The organism is Stenotrophomonas sp. RIT309 (assembly GCF_000632045.1).
Lineage (GTDB): Bacteria > Pseudomonadota > Gammaproteobacteria > Xanthomonadales > Xanthomonadaceae > Stenotrophomonas > Stenotrophomonas indicatrix.
Genome location: NZ_JFYS01000014.1, coordinates 120,441 through 144,153, shown reverse-complemented (window position 1 = coordinate 144,153; position 23,713 = coordinate 120,441). Strand labels below are relative to the sequence as shown.

Genomic DNA, 23,713 nt, shown 5'->3' with positions numbered 1-23,713 from the left:
CAGCGATGCCACCGGCGCCGGTCAGAACTCCAGATCCAGTGCAGCGCACAGGTAGTCCACGAACGGGCCGAGCGCCGCCAGGTCCTTGCCGAGCGTGGACAGCAGGCGCGGGCCGGTCATCGTGGCATCGTCCAGCGAACGCCACATCACCCAGTTGCGGTGCTTGAGGTCATCGATGAACTCGAAGTCGGCCGGGAAGCCGCGCGGTGGGCGCACCAGCTTCTCGGTTTCCTCGAAGTCGAAACGCCTGCGCAGCGCCGGTGCGTGCGCAGCCGCCTTCCAGCTGCCCGGGTTGTCGAGGATGAAGTGGCGGACGCGGCGCTGGGTTTCCGGTTCGGGATGCCACAGCCCGGCACCGACGAAGCTCTCGCCCGGCTGCAGGTGCACGTAGAACGAGGGTGCGGCCACTTCACGGCGGCGCTCATGGAACAGGCGCGCACCCTGCCAGGTCTTGTACGGCGATTTATCGTTGGAGAACCGCGCGTCGCGGTGGATGCGGAACAACGAGCCGCCCACACCACGCGTGTCTGCGCGGAAGTGTCCGCTGACCTCGGCCAGGGCCGGCTGCAGGTCGCCCAGCAGGCGCAGGAACGGCTGCCGCACGTGGTCTTCATACTGCTGGCGATGGTCGTTGAACCAGGTCTTGTCGTTGTGCAGCGCCAGGCTGCGCAGGAACTTGAAACTGGCATCGGAGAAATAGGTGCTCACAGGTCCTCCTGCAGGTGCTGGCCCCAGTCACGCAGCGATTGCAGCAGCGCGGCGCGCCGGGCATCGTCGGGCGCCTCGGCTGCCAGCGCGTCGAGCTGCTGCTGGAACTGGGCCAGGTTGAGTTCGCCCATGCCTTCCTCGCCGAAAAGGCGCTGGCGGCGATAGGCTTTCCAGCGCTCGCGTTCTTCCGGCGCGAGGCTGTCGGGATGATTGCGGGCGCGATAGCGGAACAGCAGTTCCGGCAGGCGCGGATCGCGGAAGCGGCCTTCCAGTGCGGCCAGCTGCTCGGCGGGCGTGGTCCGTGCCAGTGCCAGCAGCGGCTTGTCGCCGGCGCCGAGGAAGCCGTCGTACAGCGATGCATCCACATCGGAAACGCTCGCCGCGCGCGGCTGGTTGTAGACCTGGCGCGCCTTCTCGGCCAACTGCGGCGCGAACGCGCGCAGGCGTTCGGCCTTGGCTTCGATCGCCGCCACGTCCAGCCCGAGTCGTGCGTGGTCATCAGCGCGCAGGTGGTTCCAGGCCACCAGCGCCGGCACCTTGTTCAGGTGCACTTCCTTCAACGGCACCCGGGCCACGCCTTCGGGCAGTTCGCTGGCGCGCAGGTACAGGCGCTGGGCGATCACTTCGGCGGGCAGTTCCAGCAGGTCATCGATGTCGCCGTCGAGATCGAACACGATCACCCGGTTGTTGATGGTCGGATGTACCGCCAGCGGCAACACCGGTGCCGCGCACAGGCGGCTGGCCGGGTAGTGCATCGAGATATGCAGCACCGGCTTCAATGCAGTGATGTCGAGCAGGCTGCCGACGAAACGCTTGTCGCGCAGCTTCAGCGCGTAGTCCCACAGGCGCGGCTGCGACTGCTTGAACAGGCGCGCCATGCCGATCGTCGCGCGCACGTCCGACAGCGCTTCGTGGGCATCGCCCTCGCGCACGCCGTTGGCCTCGGCCAGATGCTCCAGCTTGAACGAGGTGGCGCCGTCCTCGCGCTTGGGCCAGTGGATGCCGTCCGGGCGGATGGCGTGCATCAGACGCAGCATGTCCAGCAGGTCCCAGCGCGAGTTGCCGTTGCGCCACTCGCGTTCGTACGGGTCGTGGAAGTTGCGGAACAGGCCGTAGCGGATGAACTCGTCGTCGAAGCGCAGGGTGTTGTAGCCCAGTGCGCAGGTACCGGGACGCGAGAGCTGCTCGTTGATCCGATCGAACGCCTCGGCTTCGCTGATGCCTTCAGCCAGCGCCTGCTGCGGAGTGATGCCGGTGACCATCGTCGCCATCGGCGAGGGCAGCAGATCATCGGCCGGGCGAACGAAGAAGCTGACCGGCGTGTCGATCTCATTGAGGTCGCTGTCGGTACGGATTGCCGCGTACTGGGAGATACGGGTACGACGTGGATCCTGGCCGAAGGTTTCCAGGTCGTAGAACAGGAAGCTGTCGGCCATCAGTGCGCACCCTCCAGCACCGGCAGCTGCGCATGGATCTGCGCTTCCAGTGCGTTCCAGTCGATGTTGTCCAGGGTGTCGTGGCCTGCGGTGGCGGCGATCAGCATCGCGCGCTGGAGGTCGGTGCGGCGCAGTGCCTCGGCATAGGGCGTGTGCAGGAACGTCACCATCGTGTAGTGCGGGACGAAACGCGTGGGCCAGCGCCGCTGCAGTTCCTGTTCCAGCTCACGCTGCAGCAGGAAGGCCGGATCGGCCACCCTGTCACGCATCTCCAGATAGTTTTCCAGCGCCATCTGCTGGATCGCACGCGCGTTCGGCTTGCGCTCGGCCTCGAATGCGGCGAACGCACTCTGCAGGTCGTCCGCCTCCATCAGATGGCGGGCCAGCGCCACGCAGTCCTCGAACGCGCAGTTCATGCCCTGGCCGTGGAACGGCACCATCGCATGCGCGGCGTCACCGATCAGCACGGCACGTGCCTGCTGGTGCCAGCGTTGCAGGGTGAGGGTGCCGAGCAGGCCGGGCGGATGCTGCTCCCAGTCTGCACGCAGGTTGGGAATCAGCGGCAGGGTATCGGCGAACTCGCGCGCGAACAGCGCTTCGGCCTGGGCGCCGGTGGTGACCGTGGCGAAGCTAGGATCGCCATCGTTGGGCAGGAACAGGGTGACGGTGAAGGTGCCCTCGTGGTTGGGCAGGGCGATGCACATGTAGTGGCCACGCGGCCAGATATGCAGGGCATTGCGCTCGATGCGGAAGCCGCCATCGTCGCTCGGCGGAATCTCCAGTTCCTTGTAGGAATGGTCGAGGAAGGCAATGTCCTCGCCCAGCGGTTCGCGCCGGTTCATCGCCGCACGCAGCGCCGAGCCGGCGCCATCGGCACCTACCAGCGTATCGAAGCGGATATCGTGCGGGCTGTCGTCACGATCATCGATGAAGCGTGCGTAGCCGGCATCGAAATCGACGGTGTGCAGGCGGCGGTGGAAATGCACGGTGGCGCCGGCCTGCTCGGCCAGTTCCAGCAGCGTGGTATTCAGGTCGCTGCGATGGATCGACCAGATCACTTCGCTGTCGTCGCGACCATAACGCTGCAGCTGCGGCTCGCCCTCGCGCGGATGCACCATGCGCCCGCGCATCATCACCGCACGCGCCATCACTTCGTCTTCCACGCCGGCCTGGCGCAACGCGTTGCGCCCGCGCTCGGCCAGGGCCAGGTTGATCGAACGGCCGCTTTCGTAATCGGCGATGCGCGGATCGCCACGGCGTTCGTACAGGGTGATGCGCCATCCCTGCCGTGACAGCAGGATGGCCAGCAGGGATCCGGCCAGGCCGGCGCCGACAATGCTCAGCGAGCGGGATGCATGTGCGATCAACGAACTGTCCAGCAGTAGGGGAGGGCGGCTTACAGGCCAGCCCAGGCTTCCACTTCCTCGACGAAGTGGTGCACGTCGAGATAGCGGTTGTAGAGCGGGGTGGGCGAGATGCGGATGACGTCCGGTTCGCGCCAGTCACCCAGCACGCCGATGGCGCGCAGGTGCTCGAACAGAGCGCGTCCGCGCTCGCGGCCGCCGATCACCCGCAGCGACAGCTGGCAGCCGCGGCGCTCCGGCTCGGCCGGGGTGACGATCTCCAGCACCTGCGTCAGGCGCGCGCGTACCAGTGCGTCGAGCATGCCGGTCAGTGCCAGCGACTTGCTGCGCAGCGATTCCATGCCGGCACGTTCGAACAGGTCCAGCGATGCCCGCAGCGGTGCCAGGCCGAGGATCGGCGGGTTGCTCAGCTGCCAGCCCTCGGCACCGACCGCTGGCGTGAACTGCGGTGCCATCTGGAAGCGGGTGGCTTCGTCGTGGCCCCACCAGCCGGCAAAGCGCGGCAGCGTGGTGTCGCGATGATGGCGCTCGTGCACGAAGGCACCGGCTACTGCGCCGGGACCGCTGTTGAGGTATTTGTAGTGGCACCACACGGCAAAATCCGGGGCAACGTCATGCAGGCGCAGCGGCAGGTTGCCGACCGAGTGCGCCAGGTCGAAGCCGATGCGCGCGCCCTGCAGGCGTGCGGCGCGGGTGATCGCATCGAGGTCGAAGGCCTGGCCGCTGCGGTATTGCACGCCGGGCCACAGCACCAGCGCCAGGCGCGGACCGTGCGCGGCGATCGCGCGTTCGATGGCGGCCATCGAGATCGTGCCGTTGGCTTCATCCGGCTGCACTTCCACCAGGCAGTCGGCCGGGTCGAAGCCATGGAAGCGGATCTGTGCCTCCACTGCATGGCGGTCGGTCGGGAACGCGCCGGCTTCCATCAGGATCACCGGGCGTTCGGCCGTGGGCCGGTAGAAGCTGACCATCATCAGGTGCAGGTTCACGCTCAGCGTGTTCATTGCCACCACTTCGCTTGGCAGCGCACCGACCACGCGGGCCAGCTGTGCGCTGACCAGGCGGTGGTACGACAGCCATTGGGTCGGCCCGGTGAAGTGGCCTTCCACCGCCAGTTCGCCCCACTGCTTCATCACTTCCTGCACTGCAGCCTGTGCGCCGCGTGGCTGCAGGCCCAACGAGTTGCCGACGAAGTAGGTCTGCTCACCGCCACCGTGGCGCGGAATCAGGAATTCCTGCCGCAGCGGCCGCAGCGGATCGGCGGCATCAAGGGCAATGGCGTGTGTGCGGCTGAGCAGGTCGGACATGGTCGGGCAACAGGCTGCAACGGGGTTGCCAGTGTAGCGCCTGGGGCATCACCCGGTAGCTGCGCACCCAGCGCCAGCGCCGCTTGATCCGGTAGTGGCCAACCTTGGTTGGCGCACGTGCGAACAAGCGCCCACCAAGGTGGGCATCTACCGGGGGCGGAGCGCCGTCAGGCCGCCACTGGCGCCGGCAACGGATCCACGTGGCCGCACGCGCTGCAGGTGCGCAGTTCCAGGCTGGCCTGGTAGTGCGCGAACACCTTCGGCAGGTCGGTCTCGATGTTCTGCAGCGTGAAGTACTCTTCGTACAGCTTGTGGTTGCAGCGCTCGCAATGCCAGATCACGCCATCGCGTTCATGCGGCAGGCGCTTGCGTTCCACCACCAGGCCGATGCCACCGGGCGGGCGCCGCGGTGAGTGCGGCACCTTGCCCGGCAGCAGGAAGATTTCGCCGGCACGGATCGGGATATCGCGCACCGCGCCATCCTCCTGCACCTTCAGCACCATCTCGCCTTCCAGCTGGTAGAACCACTCCGGGCCTTCGTCATAGTGGAAATCGGTGCGGCTGTTCGGCCCGCCGACCACCATCACGATGAAATCGCCGTTGTCGATCATCTTGTTGCCGACCGGCGGCTTCAACAGATGCCGGTTTTCCTCGATCCAGCCCAGCAGGTTGATGGGGGAGGCAAGCATGGGGGTGTCCGTAAGGGAGGGTCAGTCGCGCCGGCCGCGGCGCGGAACGTAGGACAGGGCCTTCTCGTAGGCCGGCTGCAGTTCTTCAGGTGCGCCCACGTCGATGCCCATTTCGCGCACGCGGCCGTCCTTCAGGCTGTACACCCAGCCGTGCACCATCAGCTTCTGGCCGCGGGCCCAGGCGTCCTGCACGATCGTCGAGCGGCAGGCGTTGACCACCTGCTCGATCACGTTCAGTTCGCACAGGCGGGCATGCTTCAGCTCCGGCTCCTCGATCGCATCCATGATCGCGGCGTGCTTCTGTGCCACGTCACCGACATGGCGCAGCCAGTTGTCGGCCAGGCCCACCCGCGTGTTGTTCAGGCTGGCGTGCACGCCGCCGCAGCCGTAATGGCCAACGATCAGGATGTGCTTCACCTTCAGCTGGTCCACGGCGTACTGGATCACGCTGAGGCAGTTCAGGTCGGTATGCACCACCACGTTGGCCACGTTGCGATGCACGAACACCTCACCCGGAGCCATGCCGATGATCTGGTTGGCTGGCACGCGCGAGTCGGAACAGCCGATCCACAGGTATTCCGGATGCTGCTGCTTGGCCAGCTGATGGAAGAAGTCCGGATCTTCCTTCTCGATCCGGTCAGCCCATTCGCGGTTGTTCTGCAGCAGCTTGTGGATGTCTTTCATGTTCGGGGTCCCTGACGTCGGGTGGGGGCAAGGCGCGGCCGTTCTGGTCGCGTCGTCGCGGGAAACAGAGCGCTCAGCTGCCTGCGGCGGCTTCGTCGCGATACCGGCGCATCCACTGCGCCAGTTCGGTGGAATGGGGATTGTCCAGGCGTTCCAGTTCGGCCATCACCGCCTGCTGGTTGGCCTCGGGGTGGTTCTGGCTCAGCTTCAGCGTCAGCTGCACCTGTTCGACGGTAAAACGGAAGCCGACGATGCCGCGCAGCTGGCGGCGGTGGTCGTCACGCTCGGGTTCGAACCGCCAGTCCTGGCCGACGCTGGCTTCGAAGTGGTCGCCGGTATCGCTGACCAGCTGGGCCAGGGCATCGGTATCGTCGAAGGGCTGCAACTGGCCGCGCAGCTCGGCGGCGGCGTAGTTCCAGGTGGGCACCCGTGCCATCGGTTCCTTGTCCGGATACCAGCTGGCCGATACATAGCCATGCGGCCCCTCCACCAGCACCTTGGCCGCACCGCTGTGGCGTGCCTGCGGGTTGGCACGGGCCCAGTGGCCGCGCAGCTCGATGTGGTCGCCGTCGCGCTGGTACAGCACCGGCAGCCGGGTCAGTTCCGGCAGGCCATCGCCACCGGCGGTCAGCACGGTGACGAATGGATCACGCGCCAGCAGGCGATCCAGCCACAGCAGGTCGGTCTCGGCGAAAGCGCGCGGGGTGAACATCGGTTGGCCTCAGGCGCGGCTGCCAAGCGACTGCACCATGCGCCCGCGCAGGCCTTCGTCGCTGCCTGCCTGCGGTGGCTGCACTTCATGCAGCGAGAAGCCGCGCACCAGCGCATCTTCTTCATCCAGGCCGTCGTACTCGACGAACTCGGCATCGAACAGCTGCGAGCGGGCGGTGTCTTCGCTGTCGTAGCTCAGCGTATTGCCATCGCTGTCCAGCACTTCGGCAGTGCCGGCCTCGCGGATGCGCAGGCGTGCCCAGATCAGGGTGTTGCCGAGGCTGGCCAGCCACCAGCTGTCGCGGACGTGGGAAAGGTCGTTCATGTGTGTCTTACCAGAGCGAGGCCAGCCAGAGCAGGGCAGCCATGCCCAGTCCGGCCAGCAGGGTCAGCAGCGATACCCAGGCGGGCGTCGCCAGCCCGGACAGCGAGCGGTCCGGCTGGGTGCGGTATTCGCGCCGCAGCAGCCAGCCCAGCGCATCGGGCTTGAGGAAGGCGCCACTGCCGAAGCGCTGCGCCAGCGCCGGATGGCGATCGCGCACATGCACCAGGGTCAGCGGCCAGAAAATCACGAAGGCACTGAACCCGGCCACTGCAACGCCGACGAAACACAGGGCGAAGAACAGGGTCATGGGGGCAGTACCTCCGTGGTCGTGCGTGTGGGCTTAGAAGTCCGCGCTGCCCGGGGCGCGCGGGTAGGGGATCGCATCGCGGATGTTGGACAGACCGCAGACGTACACCACCAGGCGCTCGAAGCCCAGGCCGAAGCCGGCGTGCGGTACCGAGCCGTAGCGGCGGAAATCGCGGTACCAGCTGTAGTGCTCGCGATCCAGGCCGAACTGCGCCATGCGTGCATCCAGCACGTCCAGGCGCTCTTCGCGCTGGCTGCCACCGATGATCTCGCCGATGCCCGGGGCCAGCACGTCCATCGCCGCGACGGTCTTGCCGTCATCGTTCAGGCGCATGTAGAAGGCCTTGATGTGCTCGGGGTAGTTGGTCACCACCACCGGGCGACCGACGTGTTCCTCGGTCAGCCAGCGCTCGTGCTCGGTCTGCAGGTCCAGGCCCCATTCGACCGGGAAGTCGAACTTCTTTCCGGACTTCTGCAGCAGGCTGACCGCATCGGTGTAATCGATGCGTTCGAACGGCGCGTTGATGAAGTCTTCCAGCTTGGTGATCGCGTTCTTGTCCACGCGCTCGGCGATGAAGGCCAGGTCGTCGCCGCGCTCGTTGAGCACCGCGCGGAACAGGTACTTCAGGAATTCCTCGGCCAGGCGTGCGTCTTCGGCCAGGTCGGCGAAGGCGATTTCCGGCTCGATCATCCAGAACTCCGCCAGGTGGCGGGTGGTGTGGCTGTTCTCGGCGCGGAAGGTCGGGCCGAAGGTGTACACCTTGCTCAGCGCCAGGCAGTAGGCCTCGACGTTCAGCTGGCCGGACACGGTCAGGAAGGTTTCCTTGCCGAAGAAGTCGCGGCTGAAGTCGATCCCGCCCTGGGCGTCACGGGGCAGGTTCACCATGTCCAGGGTGGACACGCGGAACATCTGGCCGGCGCCTTCGGCGTCGGAGGTGGTGATGATCGGGGTGCTGATCCAGTTGAAGCCGTTCTCGTGGAAGAAGCGGTGCACGGCCTGGGCCAGGCAGTTGCGGATGCGGGTGACCGCGCCGAACAGGTTGGTGCGCGGGCGGAGGTGCGCCACTTCACGCAGGAACTCCGGCGTCATCGGCTTGGGCTGGATCGGGTAGGTGAGCGGGTCTTCGACCCAGCCGACCACCTCGACCGCGCTGGCCTGGATCTCGAACGACTGGCCCTTGCCCTGCGACTTCACCAGCGTGCCGGTGGCCACCAGCGAGCAGCCGGTGGTCAGGCGCTTGATCTCGTCGAAGTTGGCCAGCGCGTCGCCGGCCACGACCTGGATCGGGGCGAAGCAGGAGCCGTCGGTCACATTCACGAAAGCCAGATTTGCTGAACCGCGCACCGTGCGCACCCAACCGCGTACCGTGACTTCGCCACCTTCCGGGATCTTCCCGGCAAGCGCATGTTCAACGCTGACCACCGTCATGACTTGAATCCTCTGCTGATCGACTCGATCTATGAACACGGGAGTTTACCGGTTGCAGCGTTCTGCTTGCGAGGCATTTCTGCGGTCATCGGCTCCCTATAATGTCCCGGTACCTCTGGAGTGATCCACCATGGCTGTCAGCCTGACCCCTATTGCCTTTGAGCGCGTGCAGCGCTTTGTCGCCCAGACCCCCGGCGCGCTGGGCCTGCGTTTTGGCGTGACCAAGACCGGCTGCTCGGGCTGGGGCCACATCACCGACCTGGCCCGCGAGGAGCGCGCGGACGACACCGTGTTCGACCAGGACGGGGTAAAGATCTATGTCGATGCCAAGAGCCTGGCCCTGGTGGACGGCACCGTGATCGACTTCGGCAAGCACGGCCTGAGCGAGACCTTCACGTTCAGCAACCCGAATGCCACCGCGGAGTGCGGCTGCGGCGAGAGCTTCACCACCGACGCCGACAAGGCCTGACGGCCGGTTCTGGCGTCCGCCGGACGTGGTCCGGCGCTATCGGAACCTGCTCTGGTAGATGCCGACCTTGGTCGGCAGGGAAGGGATCCACGGATGGAACGACCGCTTTTCATTTATCACCCCAACGCCTACGCCCTCTCCTTCGAAGAGGTCGACGGGATCTGTGACTGCTGCGGTCAGTCGCGGACGCTTCGTTACCGGGGGCCGTTCTACACACCTCTGCGTCCCGATTACCTGTGCCCCTGGTGTATCGCCGATGGCAGGGCAGCGGCCAGTTGCGAGGGTGAATTCACCGGCTGGAGTGACATCGAGGGGGTGTCGCCGGATCCAGCCGACCCGCCGCCAACCATCGCCCGTGAGCTGCTGCTGGAGATCTGCGAGCGCACCCCGGGCTACTCGTCCTGGCAGCAATCGGTCTGGCTGAGCCATTGTGAACGGCCCTGCGCCTTCCTCGGCTTTGCCGGCAGCGAGGACCTCCTGCCCATCCTCGATCAGGTCCGGCCGGACGTGGCCGAGGTCAACCCGCGCGACGCCGACTGGTTGCTGGAACACCTGAGCCGGGACGGGGAGATGGTTGGCTGCCTGTTCCAGTGCCTGCAATGCGGCCAGCACCGCCTGCATGTGGATCTGGGGTAGCCCGGGGCGGTTTCCGCGTTCGCCGGGCATGGCCCGGCGCTACCAGGTTCAGGTCGCTCTGCGGCTCGCCGGTTGCCCGGCAGCCCCATCTGCGCCATAATGCGCGGCTTCCTGCCTCCCTGGCAGGATCCCTTGCCCCACCGCGGTATCAACGGCGGGGGGCTGTCCGGCCGCAAGGCCACATCCGAAAGGTAGAAAAACATGAGTCGTCATTACGAAATCGTGTTCATGGTCCACCCGGACCAGAGCGAACAGGTCCCGGCCATGATCGAGCGCTACAAGTCGCTGGTCGAGAACGGCAACGGCACCATCCACCGTCTGGAAGACTGGGGCCGCCGCCAGCTGGCGTACCCGATCCAGAACCTGGTGAAGGCGCACTACGTGCTGCTGAACATCGAAGTCGACCAGGCCGTGCTGACCGAACTGACCGAGAGCTTCCGCTTCAACGACGCCGTGCTGCGCAACCTGGTCATCAAGCGTGACGAGGCTGACACCGAGCAGTCGCTGATCATGAAGAGCAAGGACGAGAAGGGCGACAAGCCCGAGCGTGGTGAGCGTCGTCGTCGTGATGACGAAGAAGGCGAAACCACCCCCGCCGCTGACAACGATGCCGGCGACGACGCCGCTTCGGCCGCCTAAGGAGCACTGACATGTCCAAGTTCTTCCGTCGCCGCAAGTTCTGCAAGTTCACGGCCGAAGGTGTCAAGGAGATCGACTACAAGGATCTCAACACCCTGCGCCAGTACCTGACCGAGAACGGCAAGATCGTGCCGAGCCGCGTCACCGGTACCAAGTCGAAGTACCAGCGTCAGCTGGCGACCGCCGTCAAGCGCGCTCGCTTCCTGGCCCTGATTCCGTACACCGACAACCACGACGTCTGATGCCGGCGGGGCAGCTTCGCGCTGCCCCCGCTGTGCCAGCTATTCGGACAGCCTTTGTTGCGGGGCCCGCGCCTCGCTAACGAATAACTTATCTGGAGCAATACCATGCAGCTGATCCTCCTGCAGAAAGTCACCAACCTCGGCAACCTGGGCGACCTGGTCGACGTGAAGCCGGGCTACGGCCGTAACTTCCTCGTGCCGCAGGGCAAGGCCGTTCCGGCCACCGAGAGCAACAAGGCCGAGTTCGAAGCCAAGCGCGCTGATTACGAAGCCAAGGCCCAGTCCATCCACGCTGAAGCCGAAGCCCGCAAGGCCAAGCTGGAAGGCGCGAGCGTGACCGTCGCCGCCAACGCTTCGACCGAAGGCAAGCTGTACGGCTCGGTCGGCGCGCGCGAAATCGCCGATGCCTTCACCGCTGCCGGCCTGGCGCTGAGCAAGAGCGAAGTCATCCTGGGCGAAGGCGCCTTCCGCAACATTGGCGAGTACGAAGTCCTGGTGCACCTGCACGCGGACGTCGAGACCACCGTCAAGGTCGTGGTTGAAGCCGAAAAGGCCTGATCCCACGCCGCAAGGCCTGGTATCACCAGAACGGGCGCCCGCAAGGGTGCCCGTTTTGTTTTGGGGCGGCCCGTCCGGCCGGGTCGGTGCTTGGCCTGCCGCGCCTGTGCCGATAGATCCTGGATGAATCCATGAAGATCAATGCGTTGGCCTCATTTTCCGGACCCGGGTCGGTTTACGGGGCGGCCTCCGGCAGAGCCTGGAAGCACGAGCGGGCGTGAGCGCTGAGCCTCCTCCCACGGTCATCCCGCCCGTGGAACATTGGCCCCGCTATACTCATTCCATTGCGTCACCCTTGGCCTTGTTGAATTCTTTTGAAATCAAGGGCTTGAGGTGCTGGCTGACCTGACATCCACTATGGTGGCGGCCGTAAGGCCCTTGCCCGGAACCCAATCACGCCATGCGTCTTTCCACGATCAAGCTGTCCGGCTTCAAGTCCTTCGTCGATCCGACCACCCTGCACCTGCCGACCAACATGACCGGCGTGGTGGGACCCAATGGCTGCGGCAAGTCGAACATCATCGACGCGGTGCGTTGGGTCATGGGCGAAAGTTCGGCCAGCCGCCTGCGTGGTGACTCGCTCACCGACGTGATCTTCTCCGGTTCCAATGCCCGCAAGCCGGTCTCGCAGGCCACCGTCGAGCTGATCTTCGACAACTCCGACCACACGATCTCCGGCGAGTACGCCTCGTTCAACGAGATCTCGGTCAAGCGTACCGTCAGCCGCGACGGCAGCAGCAACTATTACCTCAACGGCACCAAGTGCCGTCGTCGCGACATCACCGACCTGTTCCTCGGCACTGGCCTGGGCCCGCGCAGCTACTCGATCATCGAGCAGGGCATGATCAGCCAGATCATCGAGGCGCGCCCGGAAGACCTGCGCGTGTATCTGGAAGAGGCCGCCGGCATCTCCAAGTACAAGGAGCGCCGCAAGGAAACCGAGACCCGCATCCGCCACACCCGCGAGAACCTGGATCGCCTTGGCGACCTGCGCGAGGAAATCACCAAGCAGCTCGAGCACCTCAAGCGGCAGGCCAAGCAGGCCGAGCAGTACCAGGCGTTGCAGGAAGAGCGCCGGGTCAAGGATGCGGAGTGGAAGGCGCTGGAATACCGTGGCCTGGATGGTCGCCTGTCCAAGCTGCGCGAAGGGCTGTCGCAGGAAGAAACCAAGCTGCAGCAGCTGATTGCCGACCAGCGCGACGCTGAGGCGCGGATCGAGACTTCCCGCGTGCGCCGCGAGGAGGCTGCCGACGCGCTCAATGCCGCGCAGGCCGAGGTCTACCAGGTGGGCAGCACGCTGGCCCGCCTCGAACAGCAGATCCAGCACCAGCGCGAACTGTCGCAGCGCCTGCACAAGGCGCGCGATGAAACCCGCCAGGCATTGGCCGAACTGGGCCAGCACATCAGCGGCGACGAGGCCAAGCTGATGGTGCTGCGCGAAGCGGTCGATGCGGCTACCCCGCAGCTGGAAGCGCTGCAGGAAGAAAACGAGATCAAGCAGGAAGGCCTGCGTGAGGCCGAAGCGCGGTTGTCCGATTGGCAGCAGCGTTGGGAGCAGCACACCTCGCAGAGCTCGGAAGCCTCGCGCGCCGGCGAGGTCGAGCGCACCCGCGTGGACTACCTGGACAAGCAGATCCTTGATGCCGATCGTCGCCGCGAAGCGCTGGCGGCCGAACGTGCCGGGCTGGACGTGGATGCACTGGATGAAGTCTTCGAGCAGCTGCACCTGCAGCACGATACGCAGAAGACCGCGCTGGATGAGCTGACCGAGCAGGTCGAGGAGCGCAAGCACGGTGTCGCCGCCGTGCAGGAGCAGCAGCGCAACGGGCAGAACGAGCTGGCCGAGCTGCGCAAGCAGGTCAATGGCCTGCGCGGGCGCCTGTCTTCGCTGGAAACCCTGCAGCAGGCTGCACTCGGCCAGGAGCAGGGCGCGGCGGTGGCGTGGCTGAAGTCGCGTGGGCTGGATTCGGCCGCGCGCGTGGGTGAGCGCCTGGATGTTGATGCGGGTTGGGAAAACGCAGTGGAAAGCGCGCTCGGTCAATTGATCGAAGGCGTGCTGGTCGACGACCCGGCCAGCCTGGTCGATGCGTTGGGTGAGCTGGGCGAAGGCCGCATCGCGCTGGTTGCCAATGACGGTGCGGACCTGAAGGTCGCGCCGACCTCGCTGGCTGCACGTGTGCGTGGACCAGCGCCGATCCGGCGCCTGCTTGCACGCCTGCACGGCGCGCGTGACCTTGCCGAAGCCAATGCACTGCAGGCCAGCCTGCCCGAGGGCGATTCCATCATCACCCAGGGCGGTGAACGCTTGGGCGAAGGCTGGGTGCGCGTGTCGCGCTCCGGCGCCGCCAAGCAGGGCGCGCTGCTGCGCGAACGCGAAATCAACGAACTGCGCGAGCAGATCGAGCAGCTGCAATCGCGCGAAGCCGAACTGGAAGAACAGCTGGCCGGTTTCCGCGAGCACCTGTTGGCCGCCGAACAGCAGCGCGAGGATGCGCAGCGTGCGCTGTACCTGGCGCACCGCGCGGTGTCCGAATTGGCCGGCCAGCTGCAGGGCCAGCAGGGCAAGGTCGAGGCGGCACGTACGCGCATCGACCGTATCGAAGGCGAGCTCAGCCAGTTGCTGGAGACCCTGGACATCAATCGCGAGCAGGCGCGTGAGGCGCGTGCGCGGTTGGAGAATGCGGTCAACAGCATGGGTGACCTGGAGTCTAACCGGCAGGGCCTGGAGGGCGAACGCCGTCAGTTGACCGAGGCGCGTGATCTGGCCCGCGACGCCGCCCGTGCGGTGCGCGAGCGCTCGCACGCGTTGGCCCTGACCCTGGAATCACAGCGCGCCCAGGTGGCGTCGTTGAGCCAGGCGCTGGAACGCATGAGTACGCAGCGTGGCCAGCTTGATGCACGCCTGGGCGAACTGCATTCGCAGCTGGACGAAGGCGATACCCCGGTCGAATCGCTGCAGGCCGAGCACCAGAACGCGCTGGAAGAGCGTGTCCGTGCCGATCGCGTGCTGACCGAAGCGCGCACGTTGCTGGATGGCATCGATGCCGAACTGCGCAACTACGAGCAGACCCGCCACCAGCGCGATGAGCAGGCGTTGTCCCAGCGCGAGCGGATCTCGCAGCGCAAGCTGGACCAGCAGGCGCTGGTACTCAGTGCCGAAACCCTGCAGGGCGCAGTGGAGAAGGCCGGTTTCGTGCTGCAGGATGTGATCAACGCGCTGCCCGAAGAGGCCCGCCTGGGCGACTGGGAGCAGGCGGTGCACCAGATCGACGGTCGCATGCGCCGGCTGGAGCCGGTCAACCTGGCCGCGATCCATGAGTATGGCGAAGCCTCGCAGCGCTCGGAGTATCTGGATGCGCAGCACGTGGACCTGACCACCGCGCTGGAGACCCTGGAAGATGCGATCCGCAAGATCGACCGCGAAACCCGGGGCCGCTTCAAGGACACCTTCGACCGTGTCAACGCCGGTGTGCAGGCGCTGTATCCGCGCCTGTTCGGTGGCGGCCACGCCTACCTGGAGCTGACCGGCGAAGACCTTCTCGATACCGGCGTGACCATCATGGCGCGTCCCCCGGGCAAGCGCGTGTCGAGCATCTCGCTGCTGTCCGGCGGCGAAAAGGCGATGACCGCCGTGGCGCTGGTGTTTGCGATCTTCCAGCTCAACCCGGCACCGTTCTGCCTGCTGGACGAGGTGGACGCGCCGCTGGATGAAGCCAACGTCGGCCGCCTGGCCAACATGGTCAAGGAAATGAGCGAGAAGGTGCAGTTCCTGTTCGTCAGCCACAACAAGGCCACGATGGAAGCGGCGCACCAGTTGTCGGGCGTGACGATGCGCGAGCCGGGTGTCAGCCGGCTGGTCAGCGTGGACCTGGAAGAAGCCGCGCGATTGGCGGGCGCGGCCTGACGTGCCATCCTAGTTACCTGAATGAACTAGCCGGAGAACCTAACGAATGTCCGACACGGCACTGTTGCGCATCGGCATCCTGGCCGCCGGCCTGCTGTTGGTCGCTGCGATCTTCCTGTTTGGCCGCCCGAAAAAGAAGCCCCAGGGCCGTCGCCTCGATAGCGCCGAACCGATCAGCGGCGAGCGTCGCGAGCCGGTGCTGGGCGAGGATGGCGTGCCTGTGGCCGGCGACCGCGTCGAGCCTGGCATGGGCGAGACGGTCGAGCAGGCCGAACTGGGGCTGCCCGATGTCGATGGCGCGGCCAGCGACCTGGGCAAGCGCGCCACGCAGGATTTCGACAAGATCGTTTCGCTGTTCGTGGCCGCCCGCGCCGGTGAGCAGCTGCGCGGCGAAGACATCGTCGTGGCAGCGGAGAAGACCGGCCTGGTGTTTGGCCACATGAATGTCTTCCACCGGCTGGTGGAGGGGCATCCCGAGCGAGGCCCGATTTTCTCGATGGCCAGCATCATGAAGCCGGGCAGCTTCGACATGGGCAACATCCGCGCCATGGAAACCCCGGCCATCGCCTTCTTCCTGACCCTGCCGGCACCGCTGACCGCGCTGGACGCCTGGGAGAAGATGCTGCCGACCGTGCAGCGCATGGCTGAACTGCTCGATGGCGTGGTGCTGGATGACAGCCGCAACGCGCTCGGCCGCCAGCGCATCGCCCACATCCGTGATGAGCTGCGCGCCTATGACCGCCAGCACCAGGCGCCGCCGCTGACCAAGACCCCGCGCTGGTAAGCGCGGCAGGTCCTGGCGTGCCGACCAACGGTCGGCACCCACAACAGTAGATCCACGCCATGCGTGGATGCGGCGAACCAGGGTTCGCCCCCCACCAGACCAGTAGATCCACGCCATGCGTGGATAGGGTCAGGCCGGTACGCCGGCTACCTTCGCGAACGCGCTGCGGAAGCGCGCCATCTCTTCCTCGGTGCCCACGGTCACGCGCACGCGCTGCGGCCAGATCGGCCAGCTGCGGCCGATCACCACGCCGTTGTCCGCCATCGCCTTGGCAAAGGCCGCGCCGTCGCGCTGCACATCCACCACGAAGCAGTTCGCTTCGGTCGGCAGGCAGTCAAAGCCACGCTTGCCCAGCCAGGCGATGGTGGCCTGCCGGACTTTGGCGTTCTGCAGACGTCGCTGCGGGATCAACTGCGGGTCGCGCAGGCTGGCCAGTGCCGCTGCAAGGGCGGGCACCGGCAGCGGGTTCTCGCCCAGGCTCGCCAGCTCGCGCAGGCGCTCCGGATGCGCTGCAGCCACGCCAAGACGCAGGCCGGCCATGCCGTACAGCTTGGAGAAGGTGCGCAGCACGATCAGGTCATCGCGCTGGGCCACCTGTGCAATCAGGCTGGGCTGTTCGCTGTACTGCAGATAGGCCTCGTCCAGCAGCACCCGGGTACCTGCGGGCTTGTTGGCCAGCAGCCAGGCCAGCTCGTTGGCCGGACTGATCGAGCCGGTGGGGTTGTTGGGATTGCACACGTACAGCAGGCCGGTCGGTCGCGCGTGCGCGGCGGCCGCCATCGCGCGCAGGTCGTGCGCGCCATCGCCGCGCAGCGGTACCTTCTGCACGTGGGCACCACGCGAGGCAGCCATCTCGCCCAGCGTCTCGAAGGTCGGGTCGGCCACCACCAGGCCCGCCTGCGGGCCGGTCCACAGTGTCGCCGCACGGTTCAGCGGTTCGCTGGAGCCCGGATACAAGCGCACGTGGTTGGCGGGAATGCCCGCCTGGGCGATGAATGCGTCGCGCACCTCACCGGCCAGGGCGAAGCGGTAACGGCCGCAGCTGGCGATGCTGTCGCGCGCCGCCTGCTGGGCGGCCGGCGAGGGGCCATAGGGGCATTCGTTGAAGTTCAGCAGCACCGCGCCCGCATCGGCGGGTGGCGGCGCAACGGTCGCCGGCTGTGCCTGGGCCGACCGGGGCAGGCCGCTGCTGGCGAGGGCGAGACCGGCACCGGCCAGCTGCAGGAAGTGGCGACGGGAGGCAGGCAAGGTCACAGGGGGCGGTTCCGGAAGGGCGACCGACGCACGCTAGCGCTGGTGGTCAGTGCGGGCAAGGGGGTATGCAGCGTCTCCAATCATGCGCGACCGTTGCTCGCCGCCAGTCCCGCATGGCCCGGCTCTACAAGGTGCTGCGCGCAGGCGCGGTAGAATTCACGGCCATCCCAGAACCCGCGGATTCCGATGAGCCCCAGCCCCGCCGAACGTGCCGAAGACCTGCGCCGGCAGATCGCCCAGGCCAATCGCGCCTATCACGAGCTGGATGCGCCGGAGATCCCCGACGTCGACTACGACCGCCTGGTGCGCGAGCTGGAGGCGCTGGAGCGCGAGCATCCTGATCTCGCCCGTGCCGACAGCCCGACCCAGCAGGTCGGGGCACGCCCGTCCGGCCGCTTCGCCGAAGTCACCCATGCGGTACCGATGCTGTCGCTGTCCAACGCCTTCAGCGATGAGGAAGTGGCCGACTTCGTGCGCCGCATCGATGAGCGCCTGCGCCGCGGCACCCTGCGTTTTTCCGCCGAACCGAAGATGGACGGCCTGGCGATCAGCCTGCGTTACGAGGACGGTCATTTCGTGCTGGGCGCCACCCGGGGCGATGGCAGCACCGGTGAGGACGTGACTGCCAACCTGCGCGAGATCGGCGACATTCCCAAGCGCCTGAAAGGCAGGGACTGGCCGGATGTACTGGAAGTGCGCGGTGAGGTCTACATGGCCCGCGCCGACTTCGAGGCCTACAACGAGCGCGCGCGCCTGCACGGTGGCAAGGTGCTGGCCAATCCGCGCAATGCCGCGGCCGGTTCGCTGCGCCAGCTTGACCCGAAGATCAGCGCGCAGCGCAGGCTCAGTTTCTTCACCTACGGTACCGGTGAAGTGCAGGGCGGTGAGTTGCCCGATACGCACTCGGGCACGCTGGCGCAGCTTCGCGACTGGGGTTTCCCGGTCAGCGACCTGTGCAAGGTGGTGGAAGGCAGGGACGGTCTGCTGGCGTACTACCGTGACATCGGCGAGCGTCGCGACGGCCTGGCATTCGACATTGATGGCGTGGTCTACAAGCTCGATGACCGCGCTGGCCAGCAGGCCATGGGCTTCGTGTCGCGCGCACCACGCTGGGCCATCGCGCACAAGTTCCCGGCGCAGGAACAGAGCACTACGCTGGAGGCCATCGAAATCCAGATCGGCCGCACCGGTGCCGCCACCCCGGTGGCGCGCCTTGCGCCGGTCGCGGTGGCCGGTGTGATCGTCTCCAATGCCACCCTGCACAACGCCGACCAGATCGCGCGCCTGGATGTGCGCGTGGGCGACAGCGTGATCGTGCGCCGTGCCGGCGATGTGATTCCGGAAGTGGTCAGCGTCATTCTCGACCGCCGTCCCGCCGGCACCACGCCCTGGCAGATGCCGACCAGCTGCCCGGTGTGCGGCTCGGAGATCGTGCGCGAGGAAGGGGCTGCTGCCTGGCGTTGTTCGGGCGAGCTGTCCTGCCCGGCGCAGCGCAAGGAGGCCATCGCCCACTTCGCCTCGCGACGGGCGATGGATATCGACGGCCTTGGCGACAAGTACATCGAAACCCTGGTGGACGCCGGCATCGTCAGGAGCGTGGCTGATCTGTACCGCCTCACCCGCGACCAGCTGCTGCACCTGAAGCTGGTGCTGGATGCTGAAGATCCTTCCGCGCTCGCGGCCAGCCTGAAACTGCACCTGCCGGCAGAGGGCAGTGGCGCGGTGCTCAACGCTGTGTTGAAGCTGGATGGCAACGATGCGGGGTGGCGCGCGCAGGCATTGGCGCAGCCGGCAGCCTTCGAATGGAACACCAGGAAGATCGCGACCAAGTGGGCTGACAACCTGATCGCTGCGATCGATGCCAGCCGTGATGCGACGCTGGAGCGACTGCTGTTCGCACTGGGCATCGAGCACGTCGGCGAGAGCACCGCCAAGGCACTGGCACAGTGGTTTGGCGATCTGGCGTTGATCCGCCGCCTGCCGTGGCCGTTGTTCAAGCGCGTGCCCGACATCGGTGGCGAAGTGGCGCGCTCGCTGGGCCACTTCTTCGAACAGGAGGGCAACCAACAGGCCATCGATGCGCTGCTGCAGGTGGGGCAGGTGCGCATCAGCGACGTGCACCCGCCAAGTGCAAAGCTGCGCGAGGGGCTGGACCTTCCCCAGCTGCTGGTCGAAGCGGAGATTCCCGGCATTACCCGCCTGCGCGCGGAGAAGCTGGTGGCCGCACTGCCCAGCGCGCAGGCGGTGCTGGACGCCGAGCACGGCCAGTTCGTCAACGCCGGCCTGCCCGATGACACCGCGCGCGGCGTCGCTGACTGGCTGGACAGCGAGGGCCATGGCGCGATGTTGCTGGCCGCCGAAGTGGAGATGAAGCACATCCTGGCCAGTGCGCCGGCCCTGGCCGAAGTGGTGGCCGGTCCGCTGGACGGGCAGACGGTGGTGCTTACCGGCACGCTGGCCCACCTCAATCGCGATACCGCCAAGGAGCGCCTGGAGGCGCTGGGCGCCAAGGTATCCGGCAGCGTGTCGAAGAAGACCAGTTTCGTGGTGGCCGGCACCGAGGCGGGTTCAAAGCTGGACAAGGCGCAATCGCTGGGCGTTCCGGTGTGGGATGAAGAGCGCCTGCTGGCCTACCTGGCCGAACACGAGTGATGAACCGGCCGGGTGCGCAGGCACCCGGCACGCAACCGCAAAGGAACACTGATGCAGACCGCTCCGCTGGATTTCCGCCTGGCCACCCGTGCCGACGAGGAACTGCTGATCGCGCTGATGCGCGATTTCTACGCCGAAGACAAGATCGAATTCGACGATGCGCGCGTGCGCCGTGGTGTCGATGCGCTGCTGGCCGATCCGCGCAACGGGGAAGTGCTGCTGTGGCTGGACGAGGCCGCGGCCGTCGTTGGCTATGCGGTGATCGCGATGGGCTTCAGCCTGGAGCAGGGCGGCCATTTCATGCTGCTCGACGAGCTCTACCTCAGCCACCGCGCGCGTGGCCGTGGCCGTGGCAAGCGGGCACTGGCCATCTGCGAACAACGCGCGCGCGGGCGCGGGGTCAGCCGGCTGCGGCTGGAGGTCAACCATCACAACGAACTGGCGCGCCGCCTGTACCTGGCCAGTGGCTACATCGATGACACGCGCGATCTGCTGACCCTGCCGCTGGACCATCCGCGCCCGGAGGGCATCCTGTGAGCGAGGCACTGCTGCGCAGCCTGCAACAGCGTGCCAGCCTCAATGCGCTGGTGCGACGCTTCTTTGCCGAGCGTGGCGTGCTGGAAGTGGAAACGCCGATCCTTTCCGTGGCCGGCAACACCGAGCCGAACATCGACAGCTTCCACACCGATTTCAGCGGCCACGTCGATGCGGGCGGACGCCGCCGCTGGCTGCGCACGTCGCCGGAGTTCCCGCTCAAGCGCCTGCTCGCTGCCGGCGTGGGCGACTGCTATGAGCTGGGCCGGGTGTTCCGCAATGGCGAAGCCGGTGGCCGCCACAATCCCGAGTTCACCATGCTGGAGTGGTATCGGGTTGGCTGGGACCACCATCGGTTGCTGCAAGAAACCGCGGAACTGGTGGGGCAGGCGTTGGCGCTGGTTGGCCGCAGCGCGACGCTGCGCGTGCTGAGCTATCGCGAACTGTTCCAGCAACAGGCCGGCGTGGACCCGTTCGATGCCGATGAGGGCCAACTGCGCGCCGCGCTGGGCGAGGTGCACATCGATCCGGTAGGCCTGACCCGCGATGATTGGCTGGATCTGTTGATGACCCACCGTATCCAACCGCACTTCGATGACACGGTCATGACCGTGGTCCACGACTGGCCCGCCAGCCAGGCGGCACTGGCGCGCATCCGCCCCGGCACACCGCCGCTGGCCGAGCGTTTCGAGCTGTACGTGGGCGCGGTGGAACTGGCCAATGGCTATAACGAACTGAACGATGCGGCTGAACAGCGCGCGCGTTTCCAGCATGACCTGCAGCGTCGCCATGCACGGGGGCAGGTACAGCCCGCGCTGGATGAAGCGTTGTTGCATGCACTGCCTGCAATGCCCGCCTGTGCCGGTGTTGCCGTTGGCATTGATCGCCTGCTGATGGCGATGCACCGCACACCGCGCATCGCCGACGTGCTTGCATTCGATTTCGCCCACGCATGAGCCGATTTCCGCTGGACCTGGCAGGCTGAACGAAAACACGCGTCTGCGCGCTTGATTCAGCAAGCACGATGATGCTCTTATCACAGCCGATACCGCACACTTGCGTCGTGGTTCATCCATTCATGGGGAAGGCTTTGGTCAAGTGGTTTGCGGTCGTAGCGGCACCGATGTACTCCGTGGCGATATGGGGTGGCCTGCTTCCGTCGACCGCATCGGCGCAGTCGCTTGGCTATGACAGCGAAGTGGTGACCTGCGAATCCCGCGACATGGGTTGGGTGCATTGCGACATCGATGTCAGCAACGGCGTTGACCTGATCCGCCAGTTGTCCAACAACAGCTGCATCCGTGGCAGCGAGTGGGGCACCGACCGCAGTGGCGTGTGGGTGACGCTGGGCTGCCGCGCGGAATTCCGTGCGCGCCCGGCAGAGAATGCTGCAGCGCCGCCGACCGAGGGTCGCAAGCGCCTGGTGCGGCGGGTGGTGCGCTGTGAGTCCAATGGTCGCCCGCAGAGCTGCCCGGTACGCTTGGACGGTGCGCCGGTACGGTTGCTGCGGCAGCTGTCGGTGCTGCCGTGCCGGGAAGGGCAGGGCTGGGGCTACAAGCGCAATGAGGTGTGGACCACCCGGGGTTGCCAGGGTGATTTCGAGGTGGCCGACGAGCAGGGTCGTTTCGTCGACATGCCGCGCCGGCTGACCTGCGAATCCAAGTCCAAGAAGCGCCGCTTCTGTGGCGCCAGCATCTCCACCAGCGCCACCCTCTCCAACCAGCTTTCCAGCACCCCGTGCGAGGAAGGCAGCACCTGGGGCTGGAACCGCAGCGGCATCTGGGTCGATGGCGGCTGCCGCGCCGAATTCTCGGTGAACTGACCCCGGACGGGGTCCATCCGTGCGTGGCGTGGCCCTACAATGGGGCCATGAATACCGCCACCGACCTCGACTACGCCCGCTACGACCACATCCGCCCGATCCTGTGGACCGGCGATGCCCTGCAACTGCTCGACCAGCGCAAGCTGCCGTTCGTGGTCGAGCATGTGGCCTGCCATGACAGCGATGAGGTGGCTGCCGCCATCCACGCCCTGACCGTGCGCGGTGCGCCGGCCATCGGCATCGCCGCCGCCTGGGGTGTGGTGCTGGCCGCACGTGATGTGCAGGCGGCCGATGGCGCGCATGCCCTGCAGCAGCTGGAACCGGCGCTGCAGCGGCTGAATGCCTCGCGCCCGACCGCGGTCAACCTGGCTTGGGCGCTGGCACGCATGCGACGTTGCCTGAGCGCTGCCGGTGCCGACTGGAAGGCGCTGCTGGAGGCTGAAGCGCAAGCGATCGCCGAAGAAGACCTGGCCGCGAACCGCCACATGGGCGCACTCGGTGCCGGCCTGATCGAGGCCGGCAGCGGCGTGTTGACCCATTGCAATACCGGCTCGCTGGCCACCGCCGGCTTCGGCACGGCGCTGGGCGTGATCCGCGCCGGCATGGCCCAGGACCGCATCGCCCGTGTGTTCGCAGGTGAGACCCGGCCGTGGTTGCAGGGTGCGCGCCTGACTGTATGGGAGCTGCAGCAGGACGGCATCGACGCGACGCTGATCGCCGACTCGGCCGCCTCGCACCTGATGAAGACCGGTGCGGTGCAGTGGGTGATCGTGGGCGCCGACCGCATCTGCGCCAATGGCGATACGGCCAACAAGATCGGCACCTACCAGCTGGCCATCGCGGCCCGCCACCACGGGGTGAAGTTCATGGTCGTGGCGCCGTCCTCGACGGTGGACATGGATACCGTGGACGGCAGCCAGATCGAGATCGAGCAGCGCGATCCGGGCGAACTGTACGGCGTGGGCGGCACCCGCACCGTGGCCGAGGGCATCGCCGCCTGGAACCCGGTGTTCGATGTCACCCCGGGCGAGCTGATCGATGCCATCGTGACCGAGCGGGGGGTGATCCTGAACCCGACCGCGGAGAACATGCGCGCTGCCTTCGGCGGCTGACGCGGGCAGGGGGCGGGTACCTTTCCGCTGGAAAGGGCTCCGACCCCGGCGTCCGGTAGTGCCGGCCGCTGGCCGGCAACCCCCTAAGTTCCTGATTTGTGCCGGTAAAATCACCGTAAAGGCAGGCGGAAAACGGCCCCGTGTGGTA

23 protein-coding genes are annotated in these 23,713 nt (G+C 66.6%); 12 read left to right on the top strand and 11 right to left on the bottom strand.

Features of this window, described 5'->3' with window-relative positions; translation table 11 throughout:
• Positions 1 to 21: 21 nt before the first annotated feature.
• The 10 genes from BW38_RS10685 to asnS form a co-directional block, all read right to left on the bottom strand.
• Positions 22 to 708: a DUF2461 domain-containing protein gene (locus BW38_RS10685; RefSeq protein ID WP_025876858.1), complete on the bottom strand. Its 687-nt coding sequence runs from the start codon at positions 706 to 708 to the stop codon at positions 22 to 24.
• Positions 705 to 2,144 carry an exodeoxyribonuclease I gene (sbcB, locus tag BW38_RS10690; RefSeq protein ID WP_032976307.1) on the bottom strand — a complete coding sequence of 480 codons (1,440 nt, stop codon included), beginning with the start codon at positions 2,142 to 2,144 and terminating at the stop codon, positions 705 to 707. Before sbcB ends, BW38_RS10685 begins: the two co-directional genes overlap by 4 nt.
• On the bottom strand, positions 2,144 to 3,511 hold the full coding sequence (locus BW38_RS10695; RefSeq protein ID WP_032976306.1) for an NAD(P)/FAD-dependent oxidoreductase: 1,368 nt from the start codon (positions 3,509 to 3,511) through the stop codon (positions 2,144 to 2,146). The genes sbcB and BW38_RS10695 overlap by 1 nt, the downstream gene beginning before the upstream one ends.
• Before the next feature lie 29 nt (positions 3,512 to 3,540).
• Positions 3,541 to 4,815 (bottom strand): kynureninase, encoded by a 1,275-nt coding sequence (gene kynU, locus BW38_RS10700; RefSeq protein ID WP_032976304.1) that lies wholly within the window; start codon positions 4,813 to 4,815, stop codon positions 3,541 to 3,543.
• 167 nt (positions 4,816 to 4,982) lie between these two features.
• Positions 4,983 to 5,504, bottom strand: a complete 522-nt coding sequence (locus BW38_RS10705; protein WP_032976303.1) for a 3-hydroxyanthranilate 3,4-dioxygenase — start codon at positions 5,502 to 5,504, stop codon at positions 4,983 to 4,985.
• A 21-nt stretch (positions 5,505 to 5,525) separates the two neighbouring features.
• Positions 5,526 to 6,188, bottom strand: a complete 663-nt coding sequence (can, locus tag BW38_RS10710; RefSeq protein WP_006376530.1) for a carbonate dehydratase — start codon at positions 6,186 to 6,188, stop codon at positions 5,526 to 5,528.
• Between the two features lie 73 nt (positions 6,189 to 6,261).
• Positions 6,262 to 6,900: an FMN-binding negative transcriptional regulator gene (locus BW38_RS10715; RefSeq protein WP_032976302.1), complete on the bottom strand. Its 639-nt coding sequence runs from the start codon at positions 6,898 to 6,900 to the stop codon at positions 6,262 to 6,264.
• Between the two features lie 9 nt (positions 6,901 to 6,909).
• Complete coding sequence (locus BW38_RS10720) at positions 6,910 to 7,224, bottom strand: hypothetical protein (protein ID WP_025876872.1); 315 nt, start codon at positions 7,222 to 7,224, stop codon at positions 6,910 to 6,912.
• 7 nt (positions 7,225 to 7,231) lie between these two features.
• On the bottom strand, positions 7,232 to 7,531 hold the full coding sequence (locus tag BW38_RS10725; protein ID WP_006376524.1) for a hypothetical protein: 300 nt from the start codon (positions 7,529 to 7,531) through the stop codon (positions 7,232 to 7,234).
• A gap of 33 nt (positions 7,532 to 7,564) precedes the next feature.
• Positions 7,565 to 8,959, bottom strand: a complete 1,395-nt coding sequence (asnS, locus tag BW38_RS10730; protein WP_012511556.1) for an asparagine--tRNA ligase — start codon at positions 8,957 to 8,959, stop codon at positions 7,565 to 7,567.
• Between the two features lie 130 nt (positions 8,960 to 9,089).
• Here asnS and BW38_RS10735 point away from each other — a divergent pair, with 130 nt between their 5' ends.
• The 7 genes from BW38_RS10735 (at position 9,090) to zipA (ending at position 16,191) form a co-directional block, all read left to right on the top strand.
• The gene (locus BW38_RS10735) at positions 9,090 to 9,428 is read left to right on the top strand and encodes an iron-sulfur cluster assembly accessory protein (protein WP_025876879.1); all 339 of its coding nucleotides are present in this window, start codon (positions 9,090 to 9,092) and stop codon (positions 9,426 to 9,428) included.
• Positions 9,429 to 9,521: 93 nt separating this feature from the next.
• Positions 9,522 to 10,064 (top strand): CbrC family protein, encoded by a 543-nt coding sequence (locus tag BW38_RS10740; protein ID WP_032976301.1) that lies wholly within the window; start codon positions 9,522 to 9,524, stop codon positions 10,062 to 10,064.
• Positions 10,065 to 10,265: 201 nt separating this feature from the next.
• Positions 10,266 to 10,703: a 30S ribosomal protein S6 gene (rpsF, locus tag BW38_RS10745; RefSeq protein WP_025876882.1), complete on the top strand. Its 438-nt coding sequence runs from the start codon at positions 10,266 to 10,268 to the stop codon at positions 10,701 to 10,703.
• 11 nt (positions 10,704 to 10,714) lie between these two features.
• A complete protein-coding gene (rpsR, locus tag BW38_RS10750) occupies positions 10,715 to 10,945 on the top strand; it encodes a 30S ribosomal protein S18 (protein WP_002804494.1) in 231 nt (76 codons plus the stop codon).
• Between the two features lie 105 nt (positions 10,946 to 11,050).
• Positions 11,051 to 11,503, top strand: a complete 453-nt coding sequence (gene rplI / locus BW38_RS10755; protein ID WP_025876905.1) for a 50S ribosomal protein L9 — start codon at positions 11,051 to 11,053, stop codon at positions 11,501 to 11,503.
• A gap of 400 nt (positions 11,504 to 11,903) precedes the next feature.
• Entirely contained in the window at positions 11,904 to 15,407 is a 3,504-nt protein-coding gene (gene smc, locus BW38_RS10760; protein WP_025876909.1) for a chromosome segregation protein SMC, read from the top strand.
• 46 nt (positions 15,408 to 15,453) lie between these two features.
• Positions 15,454 to 16,191 carry a cell division protein ZipA gene (zipA, locus tag BW38_RS10765; RefSeq protein ID WP_032976300.1) on the top strand — a complete coding sequence of 246 codons (738 nt, stop codon included), beginning with the start codon at positions 15,454 to 15,456 and terminating at the stop codon, positions 16,189 to 16,191.
• Positions 16,192 to 16,320: 129 nt separating this feature from the next.
• Here zipA and BW38_RS10770 read toward each other — a convergent pair whose 3' ends face one another.
• Entirely contained in the window at positions 16,321 to 17,445 is a 1,125-nt protein-coding gene (locus tag BW38_RS10770; protein ID WP_032976298.1) for a pyridoxal phosphate-dependent aminotransferase, read from the bottom strand.
• A gap of 180 nt (positions 17,446 to 17,625) precedes the next feature.
• Between BW38_RS10770 and ligA the strand changes: the two genes are divergently transcribed.
• From ligA to mtnA, 5 genes are all read left to right on the top strand, one after another.
• Entirely contained in the window at positions 17,626 to 20,097 is a 2,472-nt protein-coding gene (ligA, locus tag BW38_RS10775; RefSeq protein ID WP_200867505.1) for an NAD-dependent DNA ligase LigA, read from the top strand.
• Positions 20,098 to 20,148: 51 nt separating this feature from the next.
• Positions 20,149 to 20,634, top strand: coding sequence for a GNAT family N-acetyltransferase (locus BW38_RS10780; RefSeq protein ID WP_025876917.1), 486 nt, complete (start codon positions 20,149 to 20,151; stop codon positions 20,632 to 20,634).
• Complete coding sequence (gene epmA, locus BW38_RS10785; protein ID WP_032976296.1) at positions 20,631 to 21,587, top strand: EF-P lysine aminoacylase EpmA; 957 nt, start codon at positions 20,631 to 20,633, stop codon at positions 21,585 to 21,587. The genes BW38_RS10780 and epmA overlap by 4 nt, the downstream gene beginning before the upstream one ends.
• A 134-nt stretch (positions 21,588 to 21,721) precedes the next feature.
• A complete protein-coding gene (locus tag BW38_RS10790) occupies positions 21,722 to 22,453 on the top strand; it encodes a DUF3011 domain-containing protein (protein ID WP_032976333.1) in 732 nt (243 codons plus the stop codon).
• A gap of 47 nt (positions 22,454 to 22,500) precedes the next feature.
• The gene (gene mtnA / locus BW38_RS10795; protein WP_032976294.1) at positions 22,501 to 23,565 is read left to right on the top strand and encodes an S-methyl-5-thioribose-1-phosphate isomerase; all 1,065 of its coding nucleotides are present in this window, start codon (positions 22,501 to 22,503) and stop codon (positions 23,563 to 23,565) included.
• The last annotated feature ends 148 nt before the right edge of the window (positions 23,566 to 23,713 follow it).